Source organism: Paenibacillus sp. FSL H8-0537 (assembly GCF_038051995.1).
GTDB lineage: Bacteria > Bacillota > Bacilli > Paenibacillales > Paenibacillaceae > Pristimantibacillus.
On record NZ_CP150290.1, the window covers coordinates 3,454,023 to 3,480,708 of the forward strand.

Annotated in this window: 23 protein-coding genes and 2 pseudogenes; 20 read left to right on the top strand and 5 right to left on the bottom strand. The window is 40.6% G+C overall.

The features are described 5' to 3' along the window. Positions 1-22: 22 nt before the first annotated feature. The 6 genes from MHB80_RS14430 (at position 23) to MHB80_RS14455 (ending at position 4,833) form a co-directional block, all read left to right on the top strand. Positions 23-1,360: a NosD domain-containing protein gene (locus MHB80_RS14430; protein ID WP_341282769.1), complete on the top strand. Its 1,338-nt coding sequence runs from the start codon at positions 23-25 to the stop codon at positions 1,358-1,360. Continuing rightward, positions 1,357-1,926, top strand: a complete 570-nt coding sequence (locus tag MHB80_RS14435; RefSeq protein ID WP_341282770.1) for a nitrous oxide reductase accessory protein NosL — start codon at positions 1,357-1,359, stop codon at positions 1,924-1,926. The genes MHB80_RS14430 and MHB80_RS14435 overlap by 4 nt, the downstream gene beginning before the upstream one ends. Further along, on the top strand, positions 1,923-2,744 hold the full coding sequence (locus tag MHB80_RS14440; RefSeq protein ID WP_341282771.1) for an ABC transporter permease subunit: 822 nt from the start codon (positions 1,923-1,925) through the stop codon (positions 2,742-2,744). Before MHB80_RS14435 ends, MHB80_RS14440 begins: the two co-directional genes overlap by 4 nt. Continuing rightward, the gene (locus tag MHB80_RS14445; protein WP_341282772.1) at positions 2,737-3,474 is read left to right on the top strand and encodes an ABC transporter ATP-binding protein; all 738 of its coding nucleotides are present in this window, start codon (positions 2,737-2,739) and stop codon (positions 3,472-3,474) included. Before MHB80_RS14440 ends, MHB80_RS14445 begins: the two co-directional genes overlap by 8 nt. A 577-nt stretch (positions 3,475-4,051) precedes the next feature. Beyond that, the gene (locus tag MHB80_RS14450) at positions 4,052-4,387 is read left to right on the top strand and encodes a hypothetical protein (RefSeq protein WP_341282773.1); all 336 of its coding nucleotides are present in this window, start codon (positions 4,052-4,054) and stop codon (positions 4,385-4,387) included. Beyond that, complete coding sequence (locus tag MHB80_RS14455) at positions 4,345-4,833, top strand: hypothetical protein (RefSeq protein WP_341282774.1); 489 nt, start codon at positions 4,345-4,347, stop codon at positions 4,831-4,833. Before MHB80_RS14450 ends, MHB80_RS14455 begins: the two co-directional genes overlap by 43 nt. Here MHB80_RS14455 and MHB80_RS14460 read toward each other — a convergent pair. Next, positions 4,799-5,140 (bottom strand): TetR/AcrR family transcriptional regulator, encoded by a 342-nt coding sequence (locus tag MHB80_RS14460; protein WP_341282775.1) that lies wholly within the window; start codon positions 5,138-5,140, stop codon positions 4,799-4,801. The two genes, MHB80_RS14455 and MHB80_RS14460, sit on opposite strands and share 35 nt — an antisense overlap. Positions 5,141-5,594: 454 nt before the next feature. On the opposite strand from MHB80_RS14460, the pseudogene MHB80_RS14465 reads away from it, so the two are divergent. The 6 genes and pseudogenes from MHB80_RS14465 to MHB80_RS14490 all read left to right on the top strand — a co-directional run. Continuing rightward, positions 5,595-5,703, top strand: a pseudogene (locus MHB80_RS14465) (iron-sulfur cluster assembly accessory protein); the annotation flags it as partial. A gap of 29 nt (positions 5,704-5,732) precedes the next feature. Further along, a complete protein-coding gene (locus MHB80_RS14470) occupies positions 5,733-5,963 on the top strand; it encodes a Fe-S cluster assembly protein HesB (RefSeq protein ID WP_341282776.1) in 231 nt (76 codons plus the stop codon). A 133-nt stretch (positions 5,964-6,096) separates the two neighbouring features. Continuing rightward, complete coding sequence (locus tag MHB80_RS14475) at positions 6,097-7,524, top strand: MFS transporter (protein ID WP_341282777.1); 1,428 nt, start codon at positions 6,097-6,099, stop codon at positions 7,522-7,524. Positions 7,525-7,594: 70 nt separating this feature from the next. Continuing rightward, entirely contained in the window at positions 7,595-8,818 is a 1,224-nt protein-coding gene (locus MHB80_RS14480) for a macrolide family glycosyltransferase (protein ID WP_341282778.1), read from the top strand. A gap of 395 nt (positions 8,819-9,213) precedes the next feature. Further along, complete coding sequence (locus MHB80_RS14485) at positions 9,214-10,515, top strand: D-alanyl-D-alanine carboxypeptidase family protein (RefSeq protein WP_341282779.1); 1,302 nt, start codon at positions 9,214-9,216, stop codon at positions 10,513-10,515. An 807-nt stretch (positions 10,516-11,322) separates the two neighbouring features. After that, a complete protein-coding gene (locus MHB80_RS14490; RefSeq protein ID WP_341282780.1) occupies positions 11,323-12,339 on the top strand; it encodes a phosphotransferase in 1,017 nt (338 codons plus the stop codon). 431 nt (positions 12,340-12,770) lie between these two features. Here MHB80_RS14490 and MHB80_RS14495 read toward each other — a convergent pair whose 3' ends face one another. Further along, positions 12,771-13,340, bottom strand: coding sequence for a TetR/AcrR family transcriptional regulator (locus MHB80_RS14495; protein ID WP_341282781.1), 570 nt, complete (start codon positions 13,338-13,340; stop codon positions 12,771-12,773). 156 nt (positions 13,341-13,496) lie between these two features. Here MHB80_RS14495 and MHB80_RS14500 point away from each other — a divergent pair, with 156 nt between their 5' ends. After that, positions 13,497-15,011, top strand: coding sequence for an FAD-dependent monooxygenase (locus MHB80_RS14500; RefSeq protein WP_341282782.1), 1,515 nt, complete (start codon positions 13,497-13,499; stop codon positions 15,009-15,011). Positions 15,012-15,347: 336 nt separating this feature from the next. Here the strand turns inward: MHB80_RS14500 and MHB80_RS14505 are convergent, their stop codons facing one another. Together MHB80_RS14505 and MHB80_RS14510 are read right to left on the bottom strand one after the other, a co-directional pair. Beyond that, on the bottom strand, positions 15,348-16,007 hold the full coding sequence (locus tag MHB80_RS14505; RefSeq protein WP_341282783.1) for an isochorismatase family cysteine hydrolase: 660 nt from the start codon (positions 16,005-16,007) through the stop codon (positions 15,348-15,350). Between the two features lie 28 nt (positions 16,008-16,035). Further along, a complete protein-coding gene (locus tag MHB80_RS14510; protein WP_341282784.1) occupies positions 16,036-17,202 on the bottom strand; it encodes an MFS transporter in 1,167 nt (388 codons plus the stop codon). Between the two features lie 273 nt (positions 17,203-17,475). On the opposite strand from MHB80_RS14510, the gene MHB80_RS14515 reads away from it, so the two are divergent. The 7 genes from MHB80_RS14515 to ptsP all read left to right on the top strand — a co-directional run bounded on the left by MHB80_RS14515 (position 17,476) and on the right by ptsP (position 25,270). Further along, a complete protein-coding gene (locus MHB80_RS14515; protein ID WP_341282785.1) occupies positions 17,476-18,342 on the top strand; it encodes an AraC family transcriptional regulator in 867 nt (288 codons plus the stop codon). A gap of 94 nt (positions 18,343-18,436) precedes the next feature. Beyond that, positions 18,437-18,712, top strand: coding sequence for an HPr family phosphocarrier protein (locus tag MHB80_RS14520; protein ID WP_341282971.1), 276 nt, complete (start codon positions 18,437-18,439; stop codon positions 18,710-18,712). A gap of 218 nt (positions 18,713-18,930) precedes the next feature. Next, positions 18,931-19,773: a PRD domain-containing protein gene (locus MHB80_RS14525; protein ID WP_341282786.1), complete on the top strand. Its 843-nt coding sequence runs from the start codon at positions 18,931-18,933 to the stop codon at positions 19,771-19,773. 130 nt (positions 19,774-19,903) lie between these two features. Continuing rightward, a complete protein-coding gene (locus MHB80_RS14530; protein ID WP_341282787.1) occupies positions 19,904-21,769 on the top strand; it encodes a beta-glucoside-specific PTS transporter subunit IIABC in 1,866 nt (621 codons plus the stop codon). Between the two features lie 31 nt (positions 21,770-21,800). Further along, positions 21,801-23,216 carry a family 1 glycosylhydrolase gene (locus MHB80_RS14535; RefSeq protein ID WP_341282788.1) on the top strand — a complete coding sequence of 472 codons (1,416 nt, stop codon included), beginning with the start codon at positions 21,801-21,803 and terminating at the stop codon, positions 23,214-23,216. 73 nt (positions 23,217-23,289) lie between these two features. Further along, positions 23,290-23,565, top strand: a complete 276-nt coding sequence (locus MHB80_RS14540; protein ID WP_341282789.1) for an HPr family phosphocarrier protein — start codon at positions 23,290-23,292, stop codon at positions 23,563-23,565. Beyond that, on the top strand, positions 23,558-25,270 hold the full coding sequence (ptsP, locus tag MHB80_RS14545) for a phosphoenolpyruvate--protein phosphotransferase (protein WP_341282790.1): 1,713 nt from the start codon (positions 23,558-23,560) through the stop codon (positions 25,268-25,270). Before MHB80_RS14540 ends, ptsP begins: the two co-directional genes overlap by 8 nt. Before the next feature lie 353 nt (positions 25,271-25,623). On the opposite strand, the pseudogene xerS reads toward ptsP, so the two are convergent. Next, positions 25,624-26,481, bottom strand: a pseudogene (gene xerS / locus MHB80_RS14550) (tyrosine recombinase XerS); the annotation flags it as partial. Positions 26,482-26,686 lie beyond the last annotated feature (205 nt).

The following is a 26,686-nucleotide window of genomic DNA, read 5'->3' on the forward strand; positions in this document are numbered from 1 at the left end:
AAAAGAAGCAGGTTGTGGTTCAATGAAGAACGTTCAAAAATCCATATTGCTGGTCCTATTGGGTGTTTTGTCCTTTATTTACATAACGCCTTCCATAAAAGCAGAGAAACAGGCCAAAGATTTGCAGTCCCTCATTAATGAGGCACAGCCAGGCACTACGATTATTCTGCCGCAAGGAATATATGAGGGCCCCATAGTGATTGACAAGCCCCTTCAATTGGAGGCGAAGTCAGGGGAAGAGGTCACAATAAACAATCCTTCTAATAAACCCGCTATTCAAATTATTGCTAATGATGTGGCGTTAACAAGAATCACAATTCGTGATGAACAGGTTAAGCAGCAGCCAACTGTGCTGATTCAGGCAGACGGCGTGTTATTGGATCAGTTGCATATCCATACGGGCTCCTTCGGCATTAAGATGAGGAAGGCTGATTATGGTGAAGTGCGAAATACGAGTATTGTATGGGCAGGGAAGGGGGCTAAGCGGTCAATCAAGATGTCCGACAAGGGAAACGGAATGGATCTGTATGACTCGGATAACAATATGTTTTATGGAAATACCGTCATCGCTATGCATGATGGCATTTATATGGAGAACAGCGACAACAATTTGGTTGAAGAAAATCATTTTGAGCGGCTGCGTTATGGCGTGCACTGCATGTATACAAAGGGAACGATTATACGCCATAACATCGGGAGGTTGAATATTACCGGAGCTATGGTTATGGCGGCCCGTAAGGTTGAGCTTTCTAATAATCAATTCACGAAACAAAGTGAGAATGTAAACTCACAGGGAATCCTTTTGTTTGACGCACATGAAATAATGGTTTTCGATAATCATCTGGAGGGAAACCGGGTTGGGTTATACGTGGAGCAATCAACACTCAACCGTATTACAAACAATAGCATCGTTGGAAACTTTATTGGCCTCCAGTTGCTAGATGCTGAAAACAATACCATGAGCGGAAATCAGTTTATTGGCAATGTGGCAAGTGCTGCGTCTAGGAACAGTGTCAATAATACACTCGATGGAAACTATTGGGATACTTTTCAAGGCATTGATCTGGACGGAGATGGAAAAAGCGAGATTTCTTACGCGATTAATCCTTTTTTCCAAAGTCTTGTGAAAGCAAAGCCAGGCTTTCAGCTTTTCTTTCAGTCTCCAGGTATGGTCTTTCTTGAAGGGCTTTACCAGTCACAAAAAGAGCAATGGGCATCAGATGCTTCTCCTTTGATGGAGCCAACGGAAAATGCTCGCTTAGTTATATCCAAGCAGACCTTGCAGCACTCCGCTATCATAGGCGTCTTATTGCTTTGTCTATCTATGTTATTCATTTATATGGGGGTAAGAAAAAGATGAAAATGAAGTCATTTAACGCAATGCTTTTGATAATGGTTATCGTACTGCTAACGAGTGCCTGTGGAGCAAAGGAATATAAGCCGCAGGAGATTAATGAAGAAACCGATATATGTGTCATTTGTAACATGGCCGTAAAAGACGACCCCTATGCTACGCAAATCATTACGAAGGATGGACAATCCTTGAAATTTGATGACATTGGCTGTATGAATGATTGGAAGGTTCAGAATGGAACGGAGACGGTAGGGGCTGAGTTTGTAAGAGACCATAACAGCGGAAACTGGCTCAAATATGAAAATGCCTATTATGCTTACGACGCGGAATATGTGACCCCAATGGCCTACGGCGTTATCGCCTTCGAGAACCAAGCTTCCGCACAAGCCTATATCGCTGAACAAGGTAAGGGCGAATTGCTTAGCTCAGCTGATCTAAAGGATCATAAGTGGGAAGTGAACCGCGATATGATGGACATGGAAAATATGGAGATGCACAACGAAAGCATGCACTCCGATGATAGTAAAGAAGAGATGGAAATGGGTCATGGAACAGAAGGGAAGGACTCGTGATTCAGACCGCGCACATTGCAATAAGGGAAGTAAGGCTAGGGTTTCGCAATCCGTGGGCCTATTCCTTCATGGGACTGTTTGCTATATTTATGCTGTGTCTGCTCCTCATCAATGCGCAGGGCTACGTACAAGGCTATTCGGGCATCACGGGAACGACGCTTAATTTAATTTTATACTTATTGCCACTAATGGCATTGCTGCTGGGCTCTTTTTCCTTGACTGCCGAGAAGGAGGACGGGAGCTGGGAGCTGTTATCCGTCTATCCATTAAGCACATGGTCCTTTATCCTCGGCAAATATATCGGGCTCGCGATTGTGCTGCTTGTTATTGTTTCGATAGGCTTCGGGTTGGCAGGTGCTCTAGGTTTTGCTGCAGGCTCTGGCTTTGGACTGCTTACTTACTTGCAGCTGCTGGCTTTTTCCAGCAGCGTGGCCTTATTTTTTCTAGCGATCGCTCTGTTAATAGGTACGCTAGCGAAAAACCGTTGGCAGGCATTAACGATTGCCGTAGCGATCTGGTTTTTTGCGATTATTGGCTGGCCTCCGCTGCTTATTGCAGTGCTTGGCTTCATGCCTTACCCCATGATCAAACCTACGGTGACGCTGCTTACCTTTCTTAATCCAGCGGAGCTGTCCCGTCTATTTACAGTTGTAAAGCTTGGAGGGGGAGCAATTCTAGGTCCTGAATATTATGAATGGATTACATGGATCAGACGGCCTAGCGGCAACTTTGATTTTGTAGCAGTTGCACTGATATGGATTGGCAGTGTAATGGCAGCTGCACAACTCATATGGGAGAGGAGGCGCTTGCGTGGCTAAACCGATGGTTAGGCTAGATGGGATTACAAAAAAGATGAAGAAGCAAGTGATTATAGAAGGGCTTAATCTACAAATAGAAGAAGGCCAAATTGTCGCATTATGCGGTGGGAACGGTGCAGGCAAGAGCACGATTCTGAGAATGATTGCGGGCATTTCGCATCCTGACAGTGGCAAGATTACGGTTGGCGGTTTACAGTGGAAAAATAATCGTAAGCGTTATGCGGACCTTATTGGCTATATGCCTGATGATTTTCGCTTTAGTCAGGGGTTGACCGCATTTGAAACACTCGCCTTCTGGGCCGCGCTTCGTGGGGTACCACAGAGGAGAGTAAAGGAGCTTCTGCAAGAAGTTGGTCTTGAGGATACGGGAAAAAAATCAGTCTCCAGCTTCTCTAAAGGAATGAGGCAGCGTATATTGTTTGCGCAGGCTTTGCTGGCAAAGCCACCTGTCGTTCTAATGGATGAACCTACGAATGGACTTGATCCTTACTGGATCGAATCTTTTGTACGTATGGTTAAAGAAACCGCCGCGAGCGGTCAGACCGTTATCTTCTCCACGCACCAGCTTCATGTAGCCGAAGCTCTGGCAGATCGCATTGCTTTGCTACGAGGAGGTCAAATTGAGCTTGAAGGTACAGCAGCTGATATTCGAGCGCAGCTAGGCGCGAGCGGCCTGCAGGCAGCATTTGCTGAATGGTTTGGATTAACCGGAAAGCTTAACGGATACTAATCGGCTACTAAGTATGGTTGTTTGATGGTGTTCGCTTTAATGGTGTCCGCCAGCAGCATTCTTGGGTTGGAGCAACTCCTGCAGGCTGGCGCAAAATTGTATGGCCAGGGAGACCTTATACCAAGCTATATATTTTTGATGATGAGTCATTGATTACCGGGTCATTTAACTTCACGTTTAACGTTTTTTGCAGAGCCATGTCAATAGTTTTTGATGAGCTGAGCGTGCTGAATAAGAAGAATTGCCGTCGTAGTAAGGCCATAAACGGGGATATAATTTCAATATCAAAGTATAATCGCGGAAAGGCTGCGTGGGATCGTGACGATTTCTTCTGGTGCTGGACTTAGAGACGCTTAGTATATTGACATAGATTGAGTGAGTCAATGATCGGTACAGTCATGTACCGTTTTTTTGTGTCCAGAGAGGCTGTTTTTAAAATAGTACCTGATAGGGTGATCATGCATGAATGATTATTCAAAAAACCAACCGTATAAAAGCTCCCGATCTGATATCCAAAATGTTCTGCGTTATTCATGCCTAATGCTCATTCTATCATCTTATCAAAATGGAGGGTGTCATGAATGAATTTATTGAAATAAAAGGTGCACGAATACATAATTTAAAGGATATTGATATACGAATCCCGCGAAACAAGCTTACTGTCATTACAGGAGTATCGGGCAGCGGTAAAACAAGTCTTGCATTCGATACATTATATGAGGAGGGCAAGCATCGTTATCTCTTATTTTCGGGAACCCAATTTATGGTGGATTCTGTTTCCCATTTTGATAGTATAACCGGCTTGTCTCCTACAGTAGCAGTTGAACAGCGCATTATTCGTCAATCTAATATGATGGTTTACCTCTTTCTATGGAATTTTTTCAGAAAAACTCTCCTAAATGCATGTGTGTAAAATGTTTAGGTAGTGGAAGTTATCATGAAATTGACGAAGATGCAATTATTAAAACAGACATGCCGATCAAAAACATTTTCGATGGTTTTTTGATAAAGCACAGACATCATAGAGGAAATTTCAAAAAATTCTGCCAACTGCATAATATAGACGTAAACAGCACGATCGGTACATTATCAGATGAGTCATTGTTATTGTTTAAATATGGCTGCCGGAAAAGTGGATTTGTCGGGGCAGTCGTTTTTTTTCATGATATGCAGAAGCATTGGACTAGCAAAAACATCCGACATCATTCTGCGGATAAAGAAATCAATTTATGGGGAATTAAGGAAGTCTCAATTACTTGCCCAAAATGTAAGGGATCAGGTCTTGGTGAACAGGCCATTCCTACTACAATAGCAGGCAAAACGATTACTGAACTCGAAAATATGTATACTCTTCTTTAATGAATTTCAGTTTTTCACCCATTACAAAGGCTAGCTGGGTTTGAAACTCCCCATACAGATTTGCTTTTACCAAGGATAAAAAGAGCAGTTTGTGGTAAAGACAGAGATCAAATAAAGATTTAACTACCACATTGGGATCGGTACTGGGGCCCATACGCCGGATTAATTCATTGAATACCGATTCCATCTGGTACAGCACGACATCCGATTTATCGTCAAACAAACGATAAAAGGTGGCTCTACCCACGCCGGACACGTTAATGATCTGCGTGACGGAGATATCGTTATAATCCTGTGTTCGCATCAATTCCTCCATGCCCCTGCAAATGAGTATTTGGATTGTGTTTTTCGCTTATCATTTCCGATTATTCTTTAGTTACAAGTTTGATTGACGATGCTATACAAGAGCTGTATTCTCATATCATGTGTCACATGATATTGGCGCGTCCCATTTTTGTTATCGGGAGTGGCCTTTTTTTTATTGTCTTTGAACGGTTATTTAAGGGAGAATATGGGGAGCTATTTTCCTCAATACTGTCCAGTGGGGACAGTTAGTAAGTACCGACTCATCGTATTTGATCATGAAAAGCAACCATTTATACCTCTCACCGAATATTATCATCATCAAATCACTAGGATTGGTGAGAGTTCTGTTATTGCGTATTTAAACTTTTTCTACTGGCTAAAAAGCGAAGGGACACATTAGAATACATTGCTCCGAAACCCCCTTTGTACGCCATACGGAGGAATGAAGATGATCACTTAGAGTAGGCGTTGATGAAGGGGGATGTAGTGGTTTATCTTATACCCTATATTGATGGTCTTGAGATTGACTATGAAGAAAGTGGAATGCTAGGCGGATTCACCATGAATAAAATTCATTTAAGAATGAATGGGAATTGGAAGAGGGACAATATGTAAGGATTTATGAAAAATATATCGGAGGAGGCTCAGATGCTTTTACGATTGGCATAAATGCGAGTGCTACACCGATCGATCCCGCATTGGTTCAATCCATTGAAGGATTTCATTTCTTTGTTGAAAAAACAGATGCCTGGATCTTACAGGATGAACTTCTCCAAATTGACTGTAATGAAAATGGCATATTTTCAAGCAAAATCTCCTATTGAATATGTGGATCATATTCTTGAGCACGACTCCACTTTTTAAACATTTAACTTTACAAAGTAGAATGCTTAATGTATATTCAGAATGATAAGAGGTTTAATTTACCATAATAACCATCAACTTACGGAGGTGTGGATGACAACCAACAATCAGATTGGGATTTTTGATGCTCAGTACAGGGCGCCTACAATTGGTATTATGCTGGTTCTAGCAACCGTAGCTTTCGAAGGGCTGGCTATCACGACTATTGCCGCGAAAATGGCACAAAGTTTAGAGGGCATTCATTTATACGGTTGGATCTTCAGCGCATTTTTGTTATCTCAGCTTATTGGAACCTTGGTTATGGGTCAGCAGGTTGACAAGCGCGGTGTTTTTACATCCATGCTGGTATCTTTTAGTGTTTTTGTGCTAGGAACTGTGGTCTCCGCTATTTCTATCGATATGCACATGCTTATTGCCGGAAGAGCCCTTCAAGGTTTTGGAGCGGGGGCCCTGATCACATGCGTTTATACCTGTGTGACATTGCATTATCCAGATGCACTTCGTACTCAAATCCTGGCCGCATTCTCCATGGCATTTGTACTGCCTTCCTTGATCGGGCCTTATGTAGCAGGCCTTATTGCTTCCTATATCTCGTGGCGATATGTTTTCTGGATCGTTCTACCTTTAATTGGATTGGCGCTCAGTCTTACATTCCGCTCTTTCCGTGATTTGCAGCTTCGGCAAGATCTGACAGGTCCAGCGCGAGCAACCGACTCGAAGATTATTTATGCGATTCTACTTGCCGTTGGAACGGGGCTGTTACTCACAGGACTTGGTATGATAACCGATTGGAAAGGCATAGTACTCACTTTGGGTGGAATAGTCGTCATGATCCCACCAATGCGTAAACTGCTGCCTGTGGGCACTTTTTCGGTGAAAAAAGGATTGCCTGCTACTTTGGTTTCCAGAGGGCTATATGTTGCTTGTTATTTTACAACGGAAAGTTTTGTGATCTTGGCACTAACCGAAGTGAAGGGGTTATCAGCTGACCTTGCTGGCCTTCTTGTAGCAGCAGGTTCTCTGAGCTGGTCCGCCGCAGCGTGGTTGCAAGCCAAGCTTGATGCACGAGATCAAGGTCTTGCCCGAAAGGGCAGAGTCATGACCGGCATTGGGATTATGATCGCTGGAACTGTACTCGTGATCCTGGCTCTTATTTTGACGGACGGTGGAATTATACTCATCCTTCTCTCGCAAATGATTACAGGGTTCGGTGTTGGATTGGCCAACCCTACTACTGCAGCCATTGCTTTACAACATGCCATGCCCAGGAAAGAGGGAGAAATGTCCGCGAATCTGCAATTTGTGGATTCCTTCTATATGGGAGTAAGCATTGGAGTTGGTGGCGCTCTGATTGCCTTGTCCGAAACTTTACAATGGGGCATATCGACAGGCGTTTTGATCGTGTTAACACTGCAATTACTATTAGTCTTGTTAAGTTTCTTGGCAGCACTACGAATTAACAAACTCGTTCATCAAGAACATCATCCGATCAGCCAGGTGAAGGACAACATTTCCATGTAACGGATGACGGCCGCGTCGTTAAATACATCACGAAGAACGGGGGGACAAATTGCATAGGGAGGTGGATAAGATGGCACGTGTATTAGTAGTCATTACTCCAGCTGAAGGACATGTGAATCCGTCGTTAGGATTAGTTACTCAGTTGACGAACAATGGTGAGGAAGTCATCTATGTATGCACGGAGGAGTATCGTTCCCGAATTGAACAAACCGGTGCCCAGATACTTACCTATCCATTTCCACAAGATGCCTTCTCTCATGATCCGGTGTTGAAACCCCAGGAGTACAAGCATTCTTATCAGTTCATTTATATGATGGTAAGCGGTATCATTCGGAGGATCATCCCCAATGTGCTGCGAGTAATAGAGAATCAAAAGTTTGACTATATAATCTTTGATTCCCTGATGGGATGGGGAGGGACTATTCTTTCAGAAAAACTGGGAATTCCCGCGGTGTGTTCGATTGCCTCCTTTGCTTTTGTAGAGCCTCTCGGGTCTGGATCAGACCTTAATGAGACGGAGACGAAGGAGCTTTATGAGACTACGATGAAGATAACAACTGAGTTATCCGAAGAGTTTCAAGTGAGTATTCCAGCCATGGAAAAGATTCCGGCACATGCAGGTCAGTTAAAGCTCGTGTACACCAGCCGTTATTTTCAGCCGCAGGCAGAAAAGCTGGATGATCGTTTTATTTTCACTGGTCCTTCGATCATAACACGTCAAGATGCTCCGGCCTTCGCGTTCGAGCTGCTTCGTGAACGGTACCCTCAAACCGTGTACATTGCCATGGGTACGATTTTAAATAAGAACTTGGGTTTCTATCAGCTTTGCTTTGAAGCATTAGGGGATCTACCCGTGAATGTTGTTCTATCTTCAGGGAAATACACGGATATGGATCCGCTGACGGAACAAATTCCTCCTAATTTTATCGTCAAGCCATACATTGCACAGTTGGACATGCTGCAGCATACAGATGTTTTTATTACACATGCTGGAATGAACAGCACGAGTGAGGCGCTATATTACAACGTTCCGATGGTGATGATCCCATTAACGTCAGATCAGCCTCTTGTTGCAGATCGGGTACAGGAGTTGGGTGCGGGTATTACTTTGAATAAACATAACCTCAGTGCAATTGATTTGAGAGAGGCGGTAACAGAAGTCCTGCACAATTCACTTTATAAACGGCAGGCTTACCTCATCGGTGAATCTTTACGCCAGGCTGGCGGTTACAAGCGGGCTGCCGAAATGATCATGAGTCATATGGGTTCAGCCCGAGGAAGTTACACAATTTAGTGGTGTTCCATTCAAAGTCGCTTACAAAGCGGCTTTTTTTGTTTTTCGGAACCAAGTTCTTGTCCAAAGCCAAAGCCAAGGACAAGAACTTGGTTCCTTAGCCGAGAAAGACAAGAACATTGTGCCATTGTCGAATAAATTGATGTAAAGGGATTTGCACGTTTTAGCCCAAGCCTTAGAAGCATGCAAACAAACCATTTAAAAAAGATTGTTTTAGTAATTTCAAAAGAATTTCTTAAGACTAGAAAAAAAATAAGGTTGACATTAAATCATTCAGTTCTATAATTTGGTGAGGTGAGTTCTATTGAACTTTTGGTTGATGGAGAACATAAAGAAAGCTTAATGGGACACATCGATTTGGAGCGTCCAATGATCAGAGATGAGGATAGAGAACATTGATTTTTAGAATATTCAAACCATTAATCACAGTAATCGTCGTTTGTATACTGGCAATATTTGTGTTACCGCTCGCAGTTTCAGCCACGAACCAAGGAACACTTAACTCATCGGGGATGTCTGACATACCGACTGTGGAATCATTGCATCTTAATGTTAAATCCGCCATTCTTATTGAACAAACTACAGGAGATGTTCTATTGTCCATCAACGCCGATCAGGGCTTTGCGCCGGCAAGTATGGTCAAAATGATGACAGAGTACATTGTTGCCAAAAAAGTTAGAACAGGAGAACTATCCTGGGATGACATCGTTACAGTCACCGATCATGCATCTAAAAGCATAGGTACCCGTGCATTTCTTGCAGAAGGAGATCAGCATACGGTAAAAGAACTGTACACCGCAATGGCAGTGGGATCCGCGAATGATGCTGCCATTGCTCTTTCTGAGCATGTATCGGGCACAGAACAGAACTTTGTAACACTTATGAATGAGGAAGCCAAACGCATGGAACTGACTAAAACCCATTTTATCAATGCTACCGGACTGAGCCGCGCTGACATGCCAGAAGGCTTTCTCCCTGATGAAATGGGAGAAACGCTGATGTCAGCAAAAGACGCGGCCACATTGGCGAAAAACCTTATTCAAGATGAACCAGATTATGCTGATGTCACAGCCATTCCTGTTTACAAGATGCGTAAGTCCGATAAAGATCCAATTGTCAATTCAAACCGGATGCTAGAGACTAACAAAGCTATTCCGAGTTATGCTTATGAGGGCTTGGATGGGCTCAAGACAGGATATACCGAAAGCGCAGGCTATTGCTTTACCGGAACTGCAGAGCGCAATGGTATGCGTTTAATCAGTGTTGTCATGGGGACTCCATCGATGGGGAGCCGCTTCGAAGAGACGGCAAAGGTATTAGACTATGGATTCAATCACTTTACAATGAACCAAGTAATTCCTGCTGGGAGTTTAGTCACTGGGATGGAAACATCTCCTGTCAAGGGTGGGAAAGAAAAAAATGTTCAGATAGTAACAAAAGATGATGTTTATTTTATTCTCCCGAAATCAGATGTATCTACCCAACCTATTGCTACAGTCAATTTAGTTCCTGGTGGGCTCGCTGCCCCTGTGGTAGCTGGTACAAAAGCTGGAACGGCGACATTTACTTACGTAGTCAAAGGGCAAAGCGTCGTACAATTAAGAACGGTTGATTTAATCACTGAGCGAACAGTGGAGAAAGAAAACTGGTTTATGTTACTTCTTCGGTCAATTGGTGGTTTTTTTAGTGCTGATTAACAGTGTCAAGATGCTTTGAAAGATTATGAATTGGAGAACGAATAAGTCTTTTAATTTGAACGGAATGATAAACAAAAAAGAAATATACAGCAGGACGATTTCGAGTGGAGACTAATCCCGATACTTGATCAGTTGAATATAAGAAGTCTTGCTAAGTCACTCCATGATTGAAACCATTTTCGAGCAGGCAAGAAGCTGCCAAGTTAGAAGAGGGGTTTAAACTCGTCTTCTTTCATAAGTTGTCTCTTACAACCGATGGCATACAGGTAACCACTCCTGATTTTCCATCGGTTGTTCTATTTATTGTAATGAAATTTATTGCAGTAAAAAGCTTTTTTCAGAATGAAGATTTTTTCTTCGAGTAAAAGGGATGTAAGTTTGACCGCTTTTACAGTTAATTATATATGTTCTTGTACTCCGACAACTGGACATATAAGAAGTCTTGATGGACAAGGATTTTAGTTTTCATTTATACATATGTATGAAATACAATGTAATATTTAGCAGATAAAATTTATAATTTTGTCTATTCTATTATTAAATAGCTTCTTAAATATTGTGTTACATAGGAGGGGGAATTATTGCTAACGGTTATTATCATATAATGTTTATTCAACAAGGGTTACGTATGTTGGGCTTGCCGCTGCTAGGCTTTAGACCAACACTCGATGTGCTTCTGAGAGAGGGCGCTACTGGACAATTACCTGGAAAGCGGTCAGCGGAGGCCTTTCGTCAGGTGGTCGCCGAAATTTTCGATTAAAAAAATTATGCAACTACTTAACTTATGAATGAAAGAAGGTGTAGGAAATGTTACGAGAAATTAAAGAGCAATTCACTGAAGAGATCCTTACCGAAGCAATAAAGCGATATGACATTAATAATGACACTGTTCGTTCATTGGGCGGTTATGAAAGCTTTGTTTATGAATACCAGAAAAACAACGCATTTTTCATATTAAAAATCTCACATACAATTAGAAGATCAAGAAATAATATACGGGGTGAAATTGAATTTTTAAATTTTCTGTCGAATAAAGGACTTGCAGTTTCAAATGCTGTTCCATCGACCAGGGGTAACATGGTTGAAGAAATTGCTGCAGAAAATGGTTCGTTCCTAGCCATTTCATACGAAATGTCTCTTGGAAAAGAAGTGTCGGATGAAGATTGGAATGAATCGCTTTACGAAAAATGGGGCGAATTTCTTGGGAAAATCCATCATGCCACAAAGGGTTATGAATGGAGTAATCCGGCGTTTAAACGACAAGCCTGGGACCAAGAAGTTCAATTAAAGGCGGAGAAATACCTGCGACCTGATGATGTAATGATTTCAATTCTAAAAGAAAGATTAACAAAACTTACTTCTCTGCCCAAGTCCAAAGATACATACGGTTTGACTCATACTGATTTTCATCAAAGTAATTTTTATCTGCATAACGGAGACATTTATTTGTTCGATTTTGATGATTACGGTTATACGTATTTCGTAAACGATATTGGGATTACATTGTATTATGCACTTTCTTATCCGTTTAAGGAATTTGAAAATAAAGCGGAATATTATAAATTGTTTTTCCGCCATTTTATGAAAGGATATCTGAAGGAAAATACAATCCAAGAAGAAGAAATAGTATATTTACAAGATTCTATTAAACTTCGTCATGCATTGCTGTATATTAATTTTCATCAAGCAAACGATGTGTCAAATTTGGATGAAGAATCAATGAACTGGTTAAAAGAGCTTCAACGAGTAGCCGCTTCTGATGACCCTATGCTGCCGATTGATTTTGTTCAAGAATTTAAAAGCATTTATAATAGTATTCATTAACCTGGGAGCATCGCATTTTACTAAAGTAGGGGTAGGGTCTGACTCAACACAGCCGGCTCATAGGGGCCGGCTGTGTGTTTTTTAACTTATATTTTTTTGATAAAAAATGGTGTTATTTAGTGTATGACACTAAGTGTCAAAGGACAAGAACATATATGCATTAGAAACCGCGTAAATTGCGGTTTTTTTGTTTAAGGATACAAGTTCTTGTCCAAACTCGAGGACAAGAACTTGTATCCTTAAAATTTGTGGCTGTTCTCCAAATGAATATACAAATATATAAGGCTCACACTTACAATATCATATTTAAGGGTTCCTATAATTCATGAATCTAACGGAAGGAAGTCAGCATGGGTGAAGTGGATCGGAGTGGTACTGAAATCTAAGAAGCTCACTTTAAATCAGTCATTGATTTCAAAGTGAGCTGTTTGCTATTCTAACATGATTTTTTCGTTAATTAATTGGTAATAATATTGATCCATCTGTTCTGCTGTCATATCTTCTTCGAAATGATATATCCACCACGTCACAAGTAAACTAATGACCCCCGAGTGATATTCGGCTAAAAGTTCTATCGGAAGCAAAAATTGTTTACCTCTTTTCTTTAGTTCCAGAAGATCCCGTTTGGATATTTCTCCGATATAATTTTTGAAAAAATCAGTAAACCCCTTATCATTCTTCTGGTTCTGTACCATCGGCTCAAGTAAATTTTCCAACATGATTCTAGATAAGCTTTGCAAAGGCTGCCGCAGCCGATCTTCGATATTCATTAGTAAATAATCCTGAAGCACCCAGGTTAGGGTCGAGTTTAACAGCGCGAATTTATCCTCAAAATGTTTGTAAAACGTTGTACGGTGAACCATGGCTTTGTCACATATTTCATTAATCGTGATAGTACTGAATAGTTTGCCTTGCTCGGATAAGAGATCTTTAAGTGCCATTGTTAACAATTTGTGAGTTCGGGCAACTCTTAAATCAACCTTTTTCTCAATAATTTTCATCTACACCTCTTCCATATCGTAGTTTAACTATATAGCATCTCTATATTGATTCTTACCAGAAGAGAGATTTTTAATATATACTGGTATTATAAACAATATTTTTAGTGGTCTACAATCGTAGATAAAACATAATTTTGAAGAAAGGATGAAGTTGAGATGTCTGACATGAAAAAAGCGGTAGTGATTGGGGCAGGGATTGCAGGATTGATTACTGCAAGAATGTTATCTGAATATTATGAAGAAGTATGTGTTATTGAAAGAGATGAATTCCCTTCGGAGCCGCTGAACCGGCAGGGTGTACCTCAATCTTATCATCCACATCGTGTACAACCACGCGGCGGACTCATTATGGAAAATTACTTTCCAGGGTATAATGACGAATTGATCGCATTAGGCGCAATCTCTTCACACGAAGAGAAGCTTGTGGTTATCAATCGATACGGTACATTAGTTAATAAGGAGGATGCTTCTTCCTTTAAAAATGCATCGTGCAGCAGAGCTCTACTGGAATGGGTGCTGCGCAAGCGAATCCAGAACATTTCTCATATAAGCTTCTTAACAAGTACGGAAGTTACCGGGCTAATGGTATCTGAAGATCAGCGTTCCATTACAGGCATTTATACAAAAGAAAGAAGCGGGGATAAACAGGAAGAACGAATTCCAGCCGATATGGTTATTGATGCCTCCGGACGTTCTTCCAAATTGATCAGATGGCTTGATAAGATAGGATTGTCTGTGCCGGAACCGGAGGTGCTGAAGGTATCTCTTGGTTACAGTACCCGCTATTACAAAATAAAATCATCTATTCCGAACGAATGGGTGATGTCTGATTCAGATCCTGAACAAGGTATTCGTGCAGGCATATTTACGCGCATTGAGGATGATATCGCTGGACTCATTCTTTTCAATGCTGGAGGAGATGAGTATCCGTCCACTCAGCCAGAGGAGTTTCAAGAACAACTCAAACATTTGTTTGCTTCAGATAAAATTGTAGAGTTGATGGAACGGGTGGAGCCTGTGCAAGGGCCACGCGGATACCGTATATCCGAGTCTGTTCGTCAGCATTTTGAACTCATGGAGACTTGGCCCTCTGGATTACTCGTCCTTGGCGATGCTTTTTGCAGCTTCGATCCAATTCATGGACAAGGTATCACAGTTGCTGCAATTGAAGCGGAGACTATAGGGAAATGTTTAGAGACACAACAAACACATCCTGATCCACAGTTTGAGCGAAAAGTGTTAATTCGTATGCAGCAGGCTATCGAACCGGCTTGGTGGTTAAGTTCTGTGGCCGACCTGCGTTGGAAAGGGGTTGAGCATGGTGGGCCATTCGAATTGAAAGGAGTTGCTTTTGCTCAGAAATATATCAATTTGTTTACGAAGCAGGCAATGAAAAAATCTTATCAGGAACAAGATAATCATCTCTTTTTTATGCAGTTCCTGATGAATGCTTTAATCCTTCCTCCAAGTGAATATTTTAATAGTGATATCCTGAACATGATTCTGAACGACAACGGTTCAGAAGAAGAAATGGAGTTAAGAGCTGAACTTGGTGTGCTAAATCCGGATTTGTTCCAGCAAAGATTAGATGAAATCATTCCATCATTTCAACTGGAATATGATGAACAAATCAAGAAACTACTCGAATCATTACAGCCTGCTACGAGCTAATAAAACAACTGGAAAGTTGTTTGTGTAGGAATGGTAAGCCCTGTATCAAAATGTAGAGGAACCCAGGTCATTCAAAGACCTCGGGTTTCTTTTCGTATGCATTCCAACGACGATTTGTTTCATCTTTTTAGTTCGTCTATAATTATTACTAAGATAAATGAAAATGAGGGAACTCCATGGATTTATTTGAAAAAGGTCGTTGATGCAGTCCAAGAAAATGGATCTAAAATAGGAATGTAAATTAGCATTATGAATGAAACCTCAGATAATGATACAAATATGATCCAATAATCATTATATACATTTACACAAAACCCGTATTTCTTTTAGTTTATTTTATTCTATACTCCCGTGTATGGCATTTAAATTTTTTAGAACATCACTTGATTTTATAGCAGATACTCCGATACTTATAATTTCTTCTATCCCTTTGTTGTATATACCTGATATAGCATCGACGGTCATAACTACTTTGAAATCCCTCTCACTAGCTTCATACATACTTGTTCGCGGACAGTTAGGGAAGTTGCATCCAGCAAAAATTAAAGTATCAATACCTTTCTGAACGAGGAATTCTTCAAGATATGTTTGGTAGAACGCTCCCCATCTAGGTTTGTACATCACCCAATCATATTCACCCAATTGTTGAAATTGACCATTGAGGAGTAGGTCCCCATTGAGGACTGGACTATCTGCTGGCTTAATTTCGCTTACTAGATCAGCACCAGTTGTATTGGGTACAACAAAATGAAATCCATTTTCCACTATTTCTCTGCGACAAAGATCTACATTAGATCCATCTGCTTTATACAATCGAATGACGTGAATGATTGGCTGCTTTGCTCTGCGATATGCTTCTACTAGCTGCTTCATCGTTGGTAAAATAGCGGCAGTTCCTGGTACCTCGGCTTTGGAACCGGGAAGGGAGTTATCATTTTGGATGTCAATTGTAATTAATGCACTACGCATCCAATTAGGCTCAGTATAATGTGACATACGATCATCCTTTCGAAAAATGCTTATACTATAGGTTTAAAAAGGTTTGCTTTTTTGAGGTCGATGCAATTTGCGTAACTATCATTAAAATACTGATAAATATCATCACCATAATAGCAGGTGTAAAACTATGAGAAACATCATGAATCCAACCTAACATAATTGGGCCTAACGCACCAATAACATAACCAACAGACTGTTGCATTGCTGACCAAGAAGTAGCATCATTGGCATTACTTGTAGCATCTATTGGCAACATAAGATTTAAAGTGAATAATCCACTACCCCCAAGACCAAAAAGAAAAGTTGCAATAATTGGCGAAGCATTAGAAAGTAGTAGAATTAAACTAACCAGTACAATTAAAGACTCAGTAATCATCCAAACTCGTCTTGAAGGGAATGTCTTTAATAATATTGGAAGTACTAAACTAATAGGGATTTGAATCACAACAAAAACAGTAAGGCAGAGTGTTGCGTAGGCTTTTGAATAACCCATCTCCTGAATAATTAATGGAAGCCAAGCTGTAAAAGAATACATTAACATGGCCATTGATCCAAACGAAAAAGTGAGAGTCCAGGCTTTTCTGTTCCTCCAAGGCAATTTGATTTTCGTACTTTCTGAAGATCTAATTGATTGACTAGCTACAGGAGTAACCGAAAAAAACCAGATTATTGCAGCAATAAAAGCAATAAATGCCCATAGCCCAATTGCTTTCTGCCAAGAATGGTAATACCCGTGCAATGGACCGGAAAGCATCGAGCTGCCAGCGGCCCCAATGGTTAATGCAATGCTGTAGACTGCAACAATAGATGGAACATGTTCAGGGAAGTACTTTTTAATAAAACCTGAGATTAGTGGACCGATAGATGCAATACCTATTCCTGTGATTAAGGAAGATAAGAGAAGAACAAGAGTAGAATGAGTAAAGAAACGAATAACCGTTCCAATTCCTATAATTAATAAGGAGTACCCGATAATTCGTTCAATTCCCCATTTCCCACTTGCTTTTACTGCAAATGGTGAGAAAAGCCCCATGCAAAGTACAGGTATTGAAGTCAGCAAGCTGGCTAATGCAGCACTCATTCCAAGATCTCCTTGAATATCATCCAATAGTGGAGCTATAGAATTAATTGCTGGTCGTAAATTCAAAGCTGCTGCAAATAAAGCTATAAGTAATAAAATATTTTTTTTCATTGTCTAACATCCTCTGATTATTTTTATGTTACCTAAGCCTCCAAATTTTAACGAAACATCAAATTCTCCTTCCAATACTAAATTCAGAACCATGCCCAGAACAATTCAATATTTACTGATGATTTTATCTATGCTAGCAATAACTCTATTGTACAGAAGGGGAGAAGTTTCAATAGGGGGTATAAGTGACATATTTATAGGTGAATATGGACTTTTAAAGTATTATTTCGTATGATAATGTCCAACCTAAAGCAAATTGAAAGGAGAATCATTATGAGTGTCGGACGTAGCACTTTTATCATGTCCGGAGATCGTTATTTCGAGTCTGGTATTCGGATTAATGTAAACAGGGTTAGTGAAACATTTGAACTAAATACCCACTCCCATGAGTTTATAGAGATAACATATACAAGTGAAGGTGCAGGTGTACATTACATTGACGATGAAGCAGTTCCTGTTGAGCATGGGACTTTATTTTTTATTCCAATTGGTTGTAGTCATGTGTTTAGACCCAGAACGTGTACGAAAGACGATCCACTTATCGTTTATAACTGTTTGTTTCAGAAGGAATATTTAAGCGAAATTCAATCCTGTTTCCCTCAAGCATCGGAAATTTTTGAATATTTTGCAGACAAACAATTACTTTGGTTCTCGATAAAAGATCCAGATGGATCGTATCATTTCTTATTTCAAGAACTATATCGTGAATACTCGGCAAAACCTCCAGGATATTTAGCCGTACTTTCCGCTCTTGTCGTGCAAATATTAATCGGTTTATATAGGCAGCGGTTTCAGAATGATGCGGCCTTTGAGTATAAACAACAATGGATGGCAGTCGACGAAGCAATAGCATTTATTAAAAACAATTATGCGAGCAGGCTTAGACTTAGCGATCTTGCTAGTAAAGCAAACCTTAGCAAACGGCATTTCAGCCGCCTGTTTCAGAATCAGATCGGAATGAACTTTACTAATTACTTGCATAACATTCGTATGGATGCTGCATGTCGTCTTCTGACGGAAGGTCATAGCAGTGTAACAGAAATTTCCGCATCGGTCGGATATTCGGACATGAAGTTTTTTCATCAACTATTCAAGAAAAAAATAGGAATGACACCCCTAGAGTACAGAAATAGGTTGTGACAAGTGCTCGCATGTAGTGTGTTGCTTGTCTGGAAAAGCAAGAACGGTTTGGAATAGTAATCAGAAGAAACGAGAGGTTTGGTGAGGAATCATTATTCAAAAAATATTCACTATCATTGATGAAAACGGAATTCATGCTCGCCCAGCAACAGCCCTGGTAAGTGCAGCCATGAAATTTAATGATGTTGAACTATATGCTGAAGCTACTGGCATAAAAATAAACCTCAAGTCGATTCTCGGCCTTTTGTCTCTAGATCTTTATCCAGGGGATGCGTTGACTTTAATCGCGGAAGGCAACGAAGAGAATGAAGCGTTAAGCACTCTTCATGATGTTATGATTAAAGAAGGGCTGGGAGTGCTTCATGATTAAGCAATCAGGAATAGAGGAATTGGCAGGTATTACAGTAGGACGTTAAAAGTAAGTGTTTACATTTATACTTTTGTGAGGTATTATCAATTCATTAACTAAATAAATTGAATTGAAGATTGTTACTGATCATGCAGGCAAGACTTCAACAAAAATGGGGATATTATACCCTGTATTTGTCGAAGTCTTGCTTTTTTATGTCTTTTTTCGGAGGGGGTTATATGGTAATAAAACAAGTTATTAATAATAATATTGCCATTAGTATCGATTCCCAAGGGGATGAAGTCATACTGATAGGGAAGGGTTTAGCATTTGGTAAGAAAAAAGGAGATGCCATTGATCATCAAAAAATTGAAAAGCGCTTTTATTTAGAGGATAAGGGCTTATATGCTAAGTTCAAAAAACTGTTGCAAGAAGTTTCAATTGAAGAGATAAATGTATCGGATGACATAATCAGTTTAGCAAAAAGAAGGCTTAAAAAAAACTTAAACGAAAGCATTTATATCTCATTGCCTGATCATATTAGTTTAGCGGTTACACGAACAAGAGATGGACTGAATGTGAAAAATGGATTACTGTGGGAGATAAAAAAAATCTATCATGAAGAATTTGTAGTCGCTAAAGAAGCTGTGCAAATGATTAATGAGAAGTTTAAAGTTGAGCTTGGAGAAGATGAGGCGGGATTTATAGCTTTTCATTTTGTCAATGCTCAGTTAAATAATGGCATGAATACCGTTGCGAAAATTACTCAGTTTGTAACAGAAATACTTAGTATCATTACGTATCAGCTCAAGAGTACAGTCGATGAAGAAACTTTAACGGGATTTCGATTTTTAATGCATTTAAAGTTTTTTGCGAATCGGATCTTTTCTCAAGATGCACATGAGGATAGAGAAGATCTATTTATATACGAGTTAGTAAAAGAAAGATACACGCGAGCTTTCGAAATTTCGCAAAAGGTACAGCAGTTCATAAACAAGCAATATTCCTATGAAGTGTCTAATATGGAGGTTACCTATTTAACTATCCACATTCAACGTTTGTTAGATAGGAAAACTGAATAATTTCGTTCAACCTTGTTACTCTTCGGGAGGCCAGACTTGAATTTAATCTAGAGCATTGTCAATTTGACAATTGGTTTAGGTTTAATTCAAGTCTTTTTTTTAGAAAAAGCATAATAAAGGAGAGGCAGCTATGAATAATACAGAATTGGGTGAAAAGATCGTTAATCTGGTAGGTGGGGAGAAAAATATTGATTCTCTTGTACACTGTGCCACACGTTTGAGATTTAGGCTTAAAGATAATAAAAAGGCAGATAAGGAGTCATTGTCAAAAATTCCGGATGTATTAACTGTTGTAGAAAAAGGTGGACAGCTTCAGGTTGTTGTTGGGAATAAGGTTGGAAAAGTTTTTACTGAAATTATGAATCACCATAAAATTACTTCGGATGATAATGGCGATAAGAATGGAAAAAAAGAAGGCATTATGGCTAAGGCATTTGATTATATTTCAGGTGTTTTTTCACCGCTGATTCCAGCACTGGCTGGTGCGGGTATGATAAAAGCTGTACTTGCCATATTAACTTTCTTTGAATGGATTGATGTAAAAGGATCTACTTATGCATTGTTAAATGCAGCATCTAGTGGCCTATTTTATTTCCTGCCGATTTTTGTGGGTATACTTGCCGCGAAAAAGTTGGGTGCAAATCATTATGTTGGTGGTGTCGTTGCAGCGGGGTTATTAGATCCTAAATTCACCGCCTTATCTGAGTTTACAGGCGACACGACCTTTATGGGTATTCCATTAATTATCGCCAATTACTCATCAACTGTATTTCCGATTTTGATGGCGATGGTCGTTTATGCTCCTTTGGAAAAATGGTTAAAACGAGTGACACCAGACACCATCCAATTATTTTTTGTATCGATGATAGGTATTATTGTTATGGTTCCACTTACCGCACTTGTATTCGGACCATTCGGAAGCTACATTAGTACAGGTATTGGAAACTTCGTTACCTTTATGTTAGATATTTCTCCTATTATAACCGGTATTTTGATCGCATCCGCTTGGCCATTTATTGTTATATTCGGCGTCCATTGGGGCATCTTCCCGATCATCCTTGACAACATGTCGAATGGCGGGGACATGATTAAGCCGATTACTGCGGCTGCTGTTTTTGCACAAATGGGTATTGCATTCGGAATATTCCTTCGTTCAAGAAAAAATAAAGAACAGGCTTCTTTTACTTTTGCAGCAACGATGTCAGGACTTTTGGCCGGTGTAACCGAGCCCATCCTGTATGGCTTGATTCTACGCTATAAAAGATTGATTCCACTTATGCTTATTTCAGGTGCTATCGGTGGTGCTATGATTGCCATATTCGGTGTAAAGATTTCTACATTCGTATTTAACAGTATATTTACGATACCGAACTACACCCCTACCGTAGGATATGTAATTGGAATTGGATCGGCCTTTATTTCAGCAACTTTGTTAGCATTCATATTTGGATTAGACGGTAGAAAAAAAGAAACAACAAAAGAAACAAATGAAGATGGAAATGATCATCAAGTTCAAGTTGAAATTCCAGCTACAGATGCTAAAAGAATGGATATTCTTTCACCATTGAAAGGTAAAGTCATTCCGCTGGAAAATGTAGATGACCCGGTATTTTCAAGTGCTGCAATGGGTAAAGGTATCGGCATTGAGCCTACCGAAGGAATTGTTTATTCTCCATTTGACGGAAAGGTCGTTGATTTATTTCGAACTAAGCATGCAATCGGTTTAGTGAGTGATGATGGTGTTGAAATATTAATTCATATTGGTATTAACACTGTTAAGCTAAAAGGGAAGCATTTTGAAGCACATGTCGAATCAGGTGCAGTGGTGAAAAAAGGTGAAAAATTAGTTACTTTTGATATTCAAGGTATTAAGGATGATGGGTTTCAAACAACAACACCTATTATCATTACAAATACAAATGACTTCCTGGATGTTTTACCTGTGAGCTTTAAGCAGGTAACCGAAGGGGAACAGATACTGACTGTTTTAAAGTAGTATAAAACAAAATACATGCAGGTATAGAGAGATGGAGGAAATCGAATTGAATATATATAAAACTTTTCCAAGCGACTTCTTATGGGGTGGGGCAATTGCTGCCAATCAGACAGAAGGTGCTCATTTAGAGGATGGTAAAGGGTTATCCATTGTTGATTTAATGCCAAATGGGCTTCTGGCAGGCATTAAAGAGGATAGCACCGATTTGAACCTTTATCATGAAGGCATTGGTTTGTATCATCATTACAAAGAAGATGTGGCCATGTTTGCAGAAATGGGCTTTAAGGTATTCCGCACATCCATTGCTTGGAGCCGAATCTTTTCAAATGGAGACGAAATGAGTCCTAATGAAAAAGGGCTGGAGTTCTACGACAATTTTTTCGATGAATTACTAAAGCATGGAATTGAGCCTGTTGTGACACTTTCTCATTTTGAAACACCGTGGCATTTAGTGAAGGAATACGGCGGTTGGAAAAATCGCAAGATGATTGATTTTTATATCCGTTATTGTGAAACAGTCTTTAATCGGTATAAGGGCAAAGTGAAATATTGGATGGGTTTTAATGAAATTAATAATATTTATACAAGTCCAACAGCCGCAGGAGGCATTCTTGTTGAAGAAGATGAGAACTGTCTGCAAGCAATCTATCAGGCAAGTCACAATTGTTTTGTAGCAAGCGCATTAGCAACAAAATTATGTCATGAAATTATACCTGGTTCTAAAATGGGTGCAATGTTGGCACTTAGTGCGGTATATCCGAATACATGTCATCCAGACGATGTTTTTGACACCTATGAAGTTAGGAGACGCTCATTATTCTTTGGCGATGTTCTGCTTCGAGGCGCATACCCAACCTATATTCATCGTATTTGGGATGAAAATGATGTACATGTGGAGATGGAAGATACGGATTTGGATTTGATTAGAACGTATCCTTCGGATTATTTAGGTTTTAGTTACTATCGTTCTACTACGCATAAAGCAGGAACGCGAATTTTGGGGCATACAGGTGGAATTGCTGGCACACCTAATCCTTACTTGGATGCTACCCCTTGGGGCTGGCAGATTGACTCAAAAGGCCTTCGTTATGTATGCAATGAATTATACGACCGTTATCAAAAGCCGCTTTTCATAGTAGAAAATGGACTGGGAACGAATGACGAGTTGAAAAACGGAGAAATTAATGATGATTATCGAATTGATTACGTAAGGTCTCATATCGAGGAAATGAAAGAAGCAGTGATTGATGGCGTTGAACTAATGGGTTACACCTATTGGGGGCCCATTGATATTGTGAGCGCGGGAACTGGCGAATTGAAGAAAAGGTATGGATTTATTTATGTTGATCGGAATAATGACGGAACCGGAACATTTAAAAGGATGAAAAAGAAAAGCTTTGATTGGTATAAAAAAGTGATTGAAACAAACGGCGAAGATTTGAAGTAATTGAAATGATGGCATAGCATCAAGGCATCAAGTAGGAAACACACAAAAAAGATAGGTTTGAGGTGAGATTATAATGCAAAAAACATACAGAATTATTGATGAAGACGGAATTCACGCTCGTCCAGCAACTGCTTTGGTCAATATAGCTACTAAGTTTAGTGGTGTTGAAATATTTGCCGAGGCTAATGGCAAAAAAGTAACCCTTAAGTCGATTTTGGGTGTTCTGTCTCTAGGTCTCGATACTGGGGATACGTTGACTCTGATTGCGGAAGGCAACGAAGAGAATGAAGCGTTAATCGCTCTTCATGACGCTATGATTAAAGAAGGGTTGGGAGAACTTCATGAGTAAACATGCAGGAATCGCTGCTTCGGCAGGTATTGCAATAGCTCGTGCATTTATCCTGGAACATCCGGATTACACCATTACAAATAAGAGCATCAGCGATGTTGGGGCTGAGATTGCCAAGCTGGAGAGCGCCCTGGAAAAATCTAGGGGAGAGCTGCAACGTATTAAAGAGCGTACCCTGAGCGAACTAGGGGAAAAGAAAGCGGGGATTTTTGAATCTCATCTGCTTATTCTGGCTGATCCTGAGCTGATTGGTCCTGTGACAGACAAAATCCGAGAGGAATTCGTCAACGCAGATTACGCTCTTAATGAAGTGGCTAGCCACTTCATTAAGATGTTCGAAAATATGAAAAGTGCCTACCTGCAGGAACGCGCAGCTGATATGCGTGATGTGACCAAGCGCGTGATGAACCATCTGCTGGGGATCACTTATGTAAGTCCTGCGGAAATTAGCGAAGAGGTTATTGTGATCGCGGAGGACTTGACGCCATCCGACACGGCGCAGCTTAACCGCAAATACGTGAAAGGCTTTGCAACAAATATTGGTGGACGCACCTCTCACTCCGCTATTATGGCGCGTTCTTTGGAAATTCCTGCGGTTGTTGGTACGAAAAATATTTTGTCATTGGTTAAGGCAGGGGATTTGATTATCGTTGACGGTCTAAGCGGTGATGTGTTGGTTAACCCTACTGAGGCTGAGGTGGCAGAATATACGAGCAAGCAGGAAGCATATGATCAACAGATAGTCGAGTGGAAGAAGCTTCGTGATGAGGCCACGGTTTCGGCTGATGGGAAACATGTTGAGCTTGCAGCCAATATTGGTACGCCAAATGACGTGAACGGTGTAATCGAGAATGGAGGAGAGGGCGTTGGTCTGTACCGCACCGAGTTTCTGTACATGGGCCGGGACAAGCTGCCTTCCGAGGAAGTTCAGTACAATTCCTACCGGATGGTGCTTGAAAGCATGAACGGACAACCCGTTGTCGTGCGTACGCTGGATATTGGCGGTGATAAAGAGCTTCCTTATCTGGAGCTTCCGAAGGAAATGAATCCGTTTCTCGGCTTCCGTGCGATTCGCCTTTGTCTGGACCGGAAGGATGTGTTTCGCACACAGCTGCGTGCCTTGCTAAGAGCAAGTGTTCATGGTGATCTGCGAATTATGTTTCCGATGATTGCCACCCTTGGCGAATTCCGTGCCGCCCGGGCGATGCTGCTTGAAGAGAAGGCTAAGCTAATCGAAGAAGGCAAGGAGGTATCGGACAACATGCAGTTGGGTATTATGGTGGAGATACCTTCTACTGCTGTGCTAGCTGACCAATTCGCCAAAGAAGTTGATTTTTTTAGCATCGGGACGAACGATCTTATTCAGTATACGATGGCCGCTGATCGCATGAATGAACAGGTTTCTTATCTGTACCAGCCGTACAATCCGGCCATTCTACGTCTAATCAAAACGGTGATCGACGCTGCACATGCTGAAGGGAAGTGGGTTGGCATGTGCGGGGAAATGGCGGGGGAACCTATGGCGATTCCTTTGCTACTGGGCCTAGGTCTGGATGAATTCAGCATGAGCGCTACTTCCATTCTGCCTGCACGCAGCCAGATTGCGAAGTTATCCACTATCGAAATGAAGAAGTTAGCAGCTGAGGCTTTACAGCTTGGCACAGCAGAGGAAGTTGCAGCGCTTGTCCTAGAAGCTATTAATTAAATTTTGATTTTTGGTCACAAGAGCGCGTGATAAAGAAATGTAACTTAGATAAGACGATTTAATATCCACAGGATAGATCACTCTTGTTGCCAACGAAAAAACACCTCCAAGATTATCTTCATCTTTTTCAACATGAAGGTATGTTCTTGAAGGTGTTTTGATTTGTCTCACGTTAGGAGTCAGTCCTTCCTGACGCCACCGTGTAAAGTAAGTTTGTCGCTTAACAGTTAAGGCTATATGATGACACTAAGTTAAAATCTAGTGGTGCCAAGGGGTATAATCGATATATACACATATGTATAAAATACGGGTTTTGTGAAGATGTATTTGAGAATCCGCGTAACCACGCAGGTTTATCGGTCCATGTTATCTACAGCTTTCCTCATCTCTTCATCTGTTAGATGTGTATATATCATTGTTGTTTGTATCGATGAATGTCCTAATTGATTTTTTAATCTCGGTACATCATTGTTCTCTAGATGGTATCGTGTCGCGAAAGAATGTCTTAGTGAGTGTACGGTTAAAGCTGGTTTCCCCAAAGCGGTTGCATATTTTTCCATTAGTTTTTCAATTGATCTTTGCGTTAAGCGCCGGCTTTTTCCTTTACGGCTGATAGGAGCTGCAATAAACAAAAAGGGTTCCAGTTTTTCTGGTTTGTATCTTGATTCTCGAATTTGCAGATAACTTTCCACATCTAATAATGCTTGCTTGCTGAAGTAAACATATTGTTCTTTATTGCCTTTGCGTATCACTCGTACGATAGCTTTACTTAAATCCAGATCTTCCAGGTTAATGCTTAATTCCGGCAACCTCAGAAAGCCTAAGTCCGGAGCCTAAAATAAGCGATACGATCGCTGTATCCCGTTCACGATTCATCTGATGGAAGTTATAAATCCGTTTGTTCTCTTTATTCACTTCTCCAAAATCATGGGCTACAAATTGTCTAAACCCCTCAAATTCGTCTTCTCTGAGAATTTTCCCTTCAATACGGTTCGCAATGGTTTCCTGGCTTTCCTTGACGACATTTAAATCCATTTTGGCCGCTGAATATAGGGCTTTAGCTCAGCGGTCTCAGCCTTGTTCTTCAGGTAATCAAACAAGGATTTCAGTGACGATAACTTGCGATTAATCGTGAGATTTGTATTACCCAGCTGATACTCTAAAAAAGATAAAAAATTCTCTACTTCACGAATTGTCAGTGTTTCTAAAGAACCTAAACTAATCTCTGTACGACTTGCGTTAAGTGCGATGTCCACGAGTTCTTTATCACGGCCGATGCGCCATAACGCAAGCGCAATGTCAACCTTCATTTCCCCCTCGGCTCCGGGAAGAAGCTCGTACAAAATGTCTTTCGCCTTGTGCGATCGCAAATAGCCGAGCGCTATGACCAGCCAGTTGTCACACAGGCTTACGATG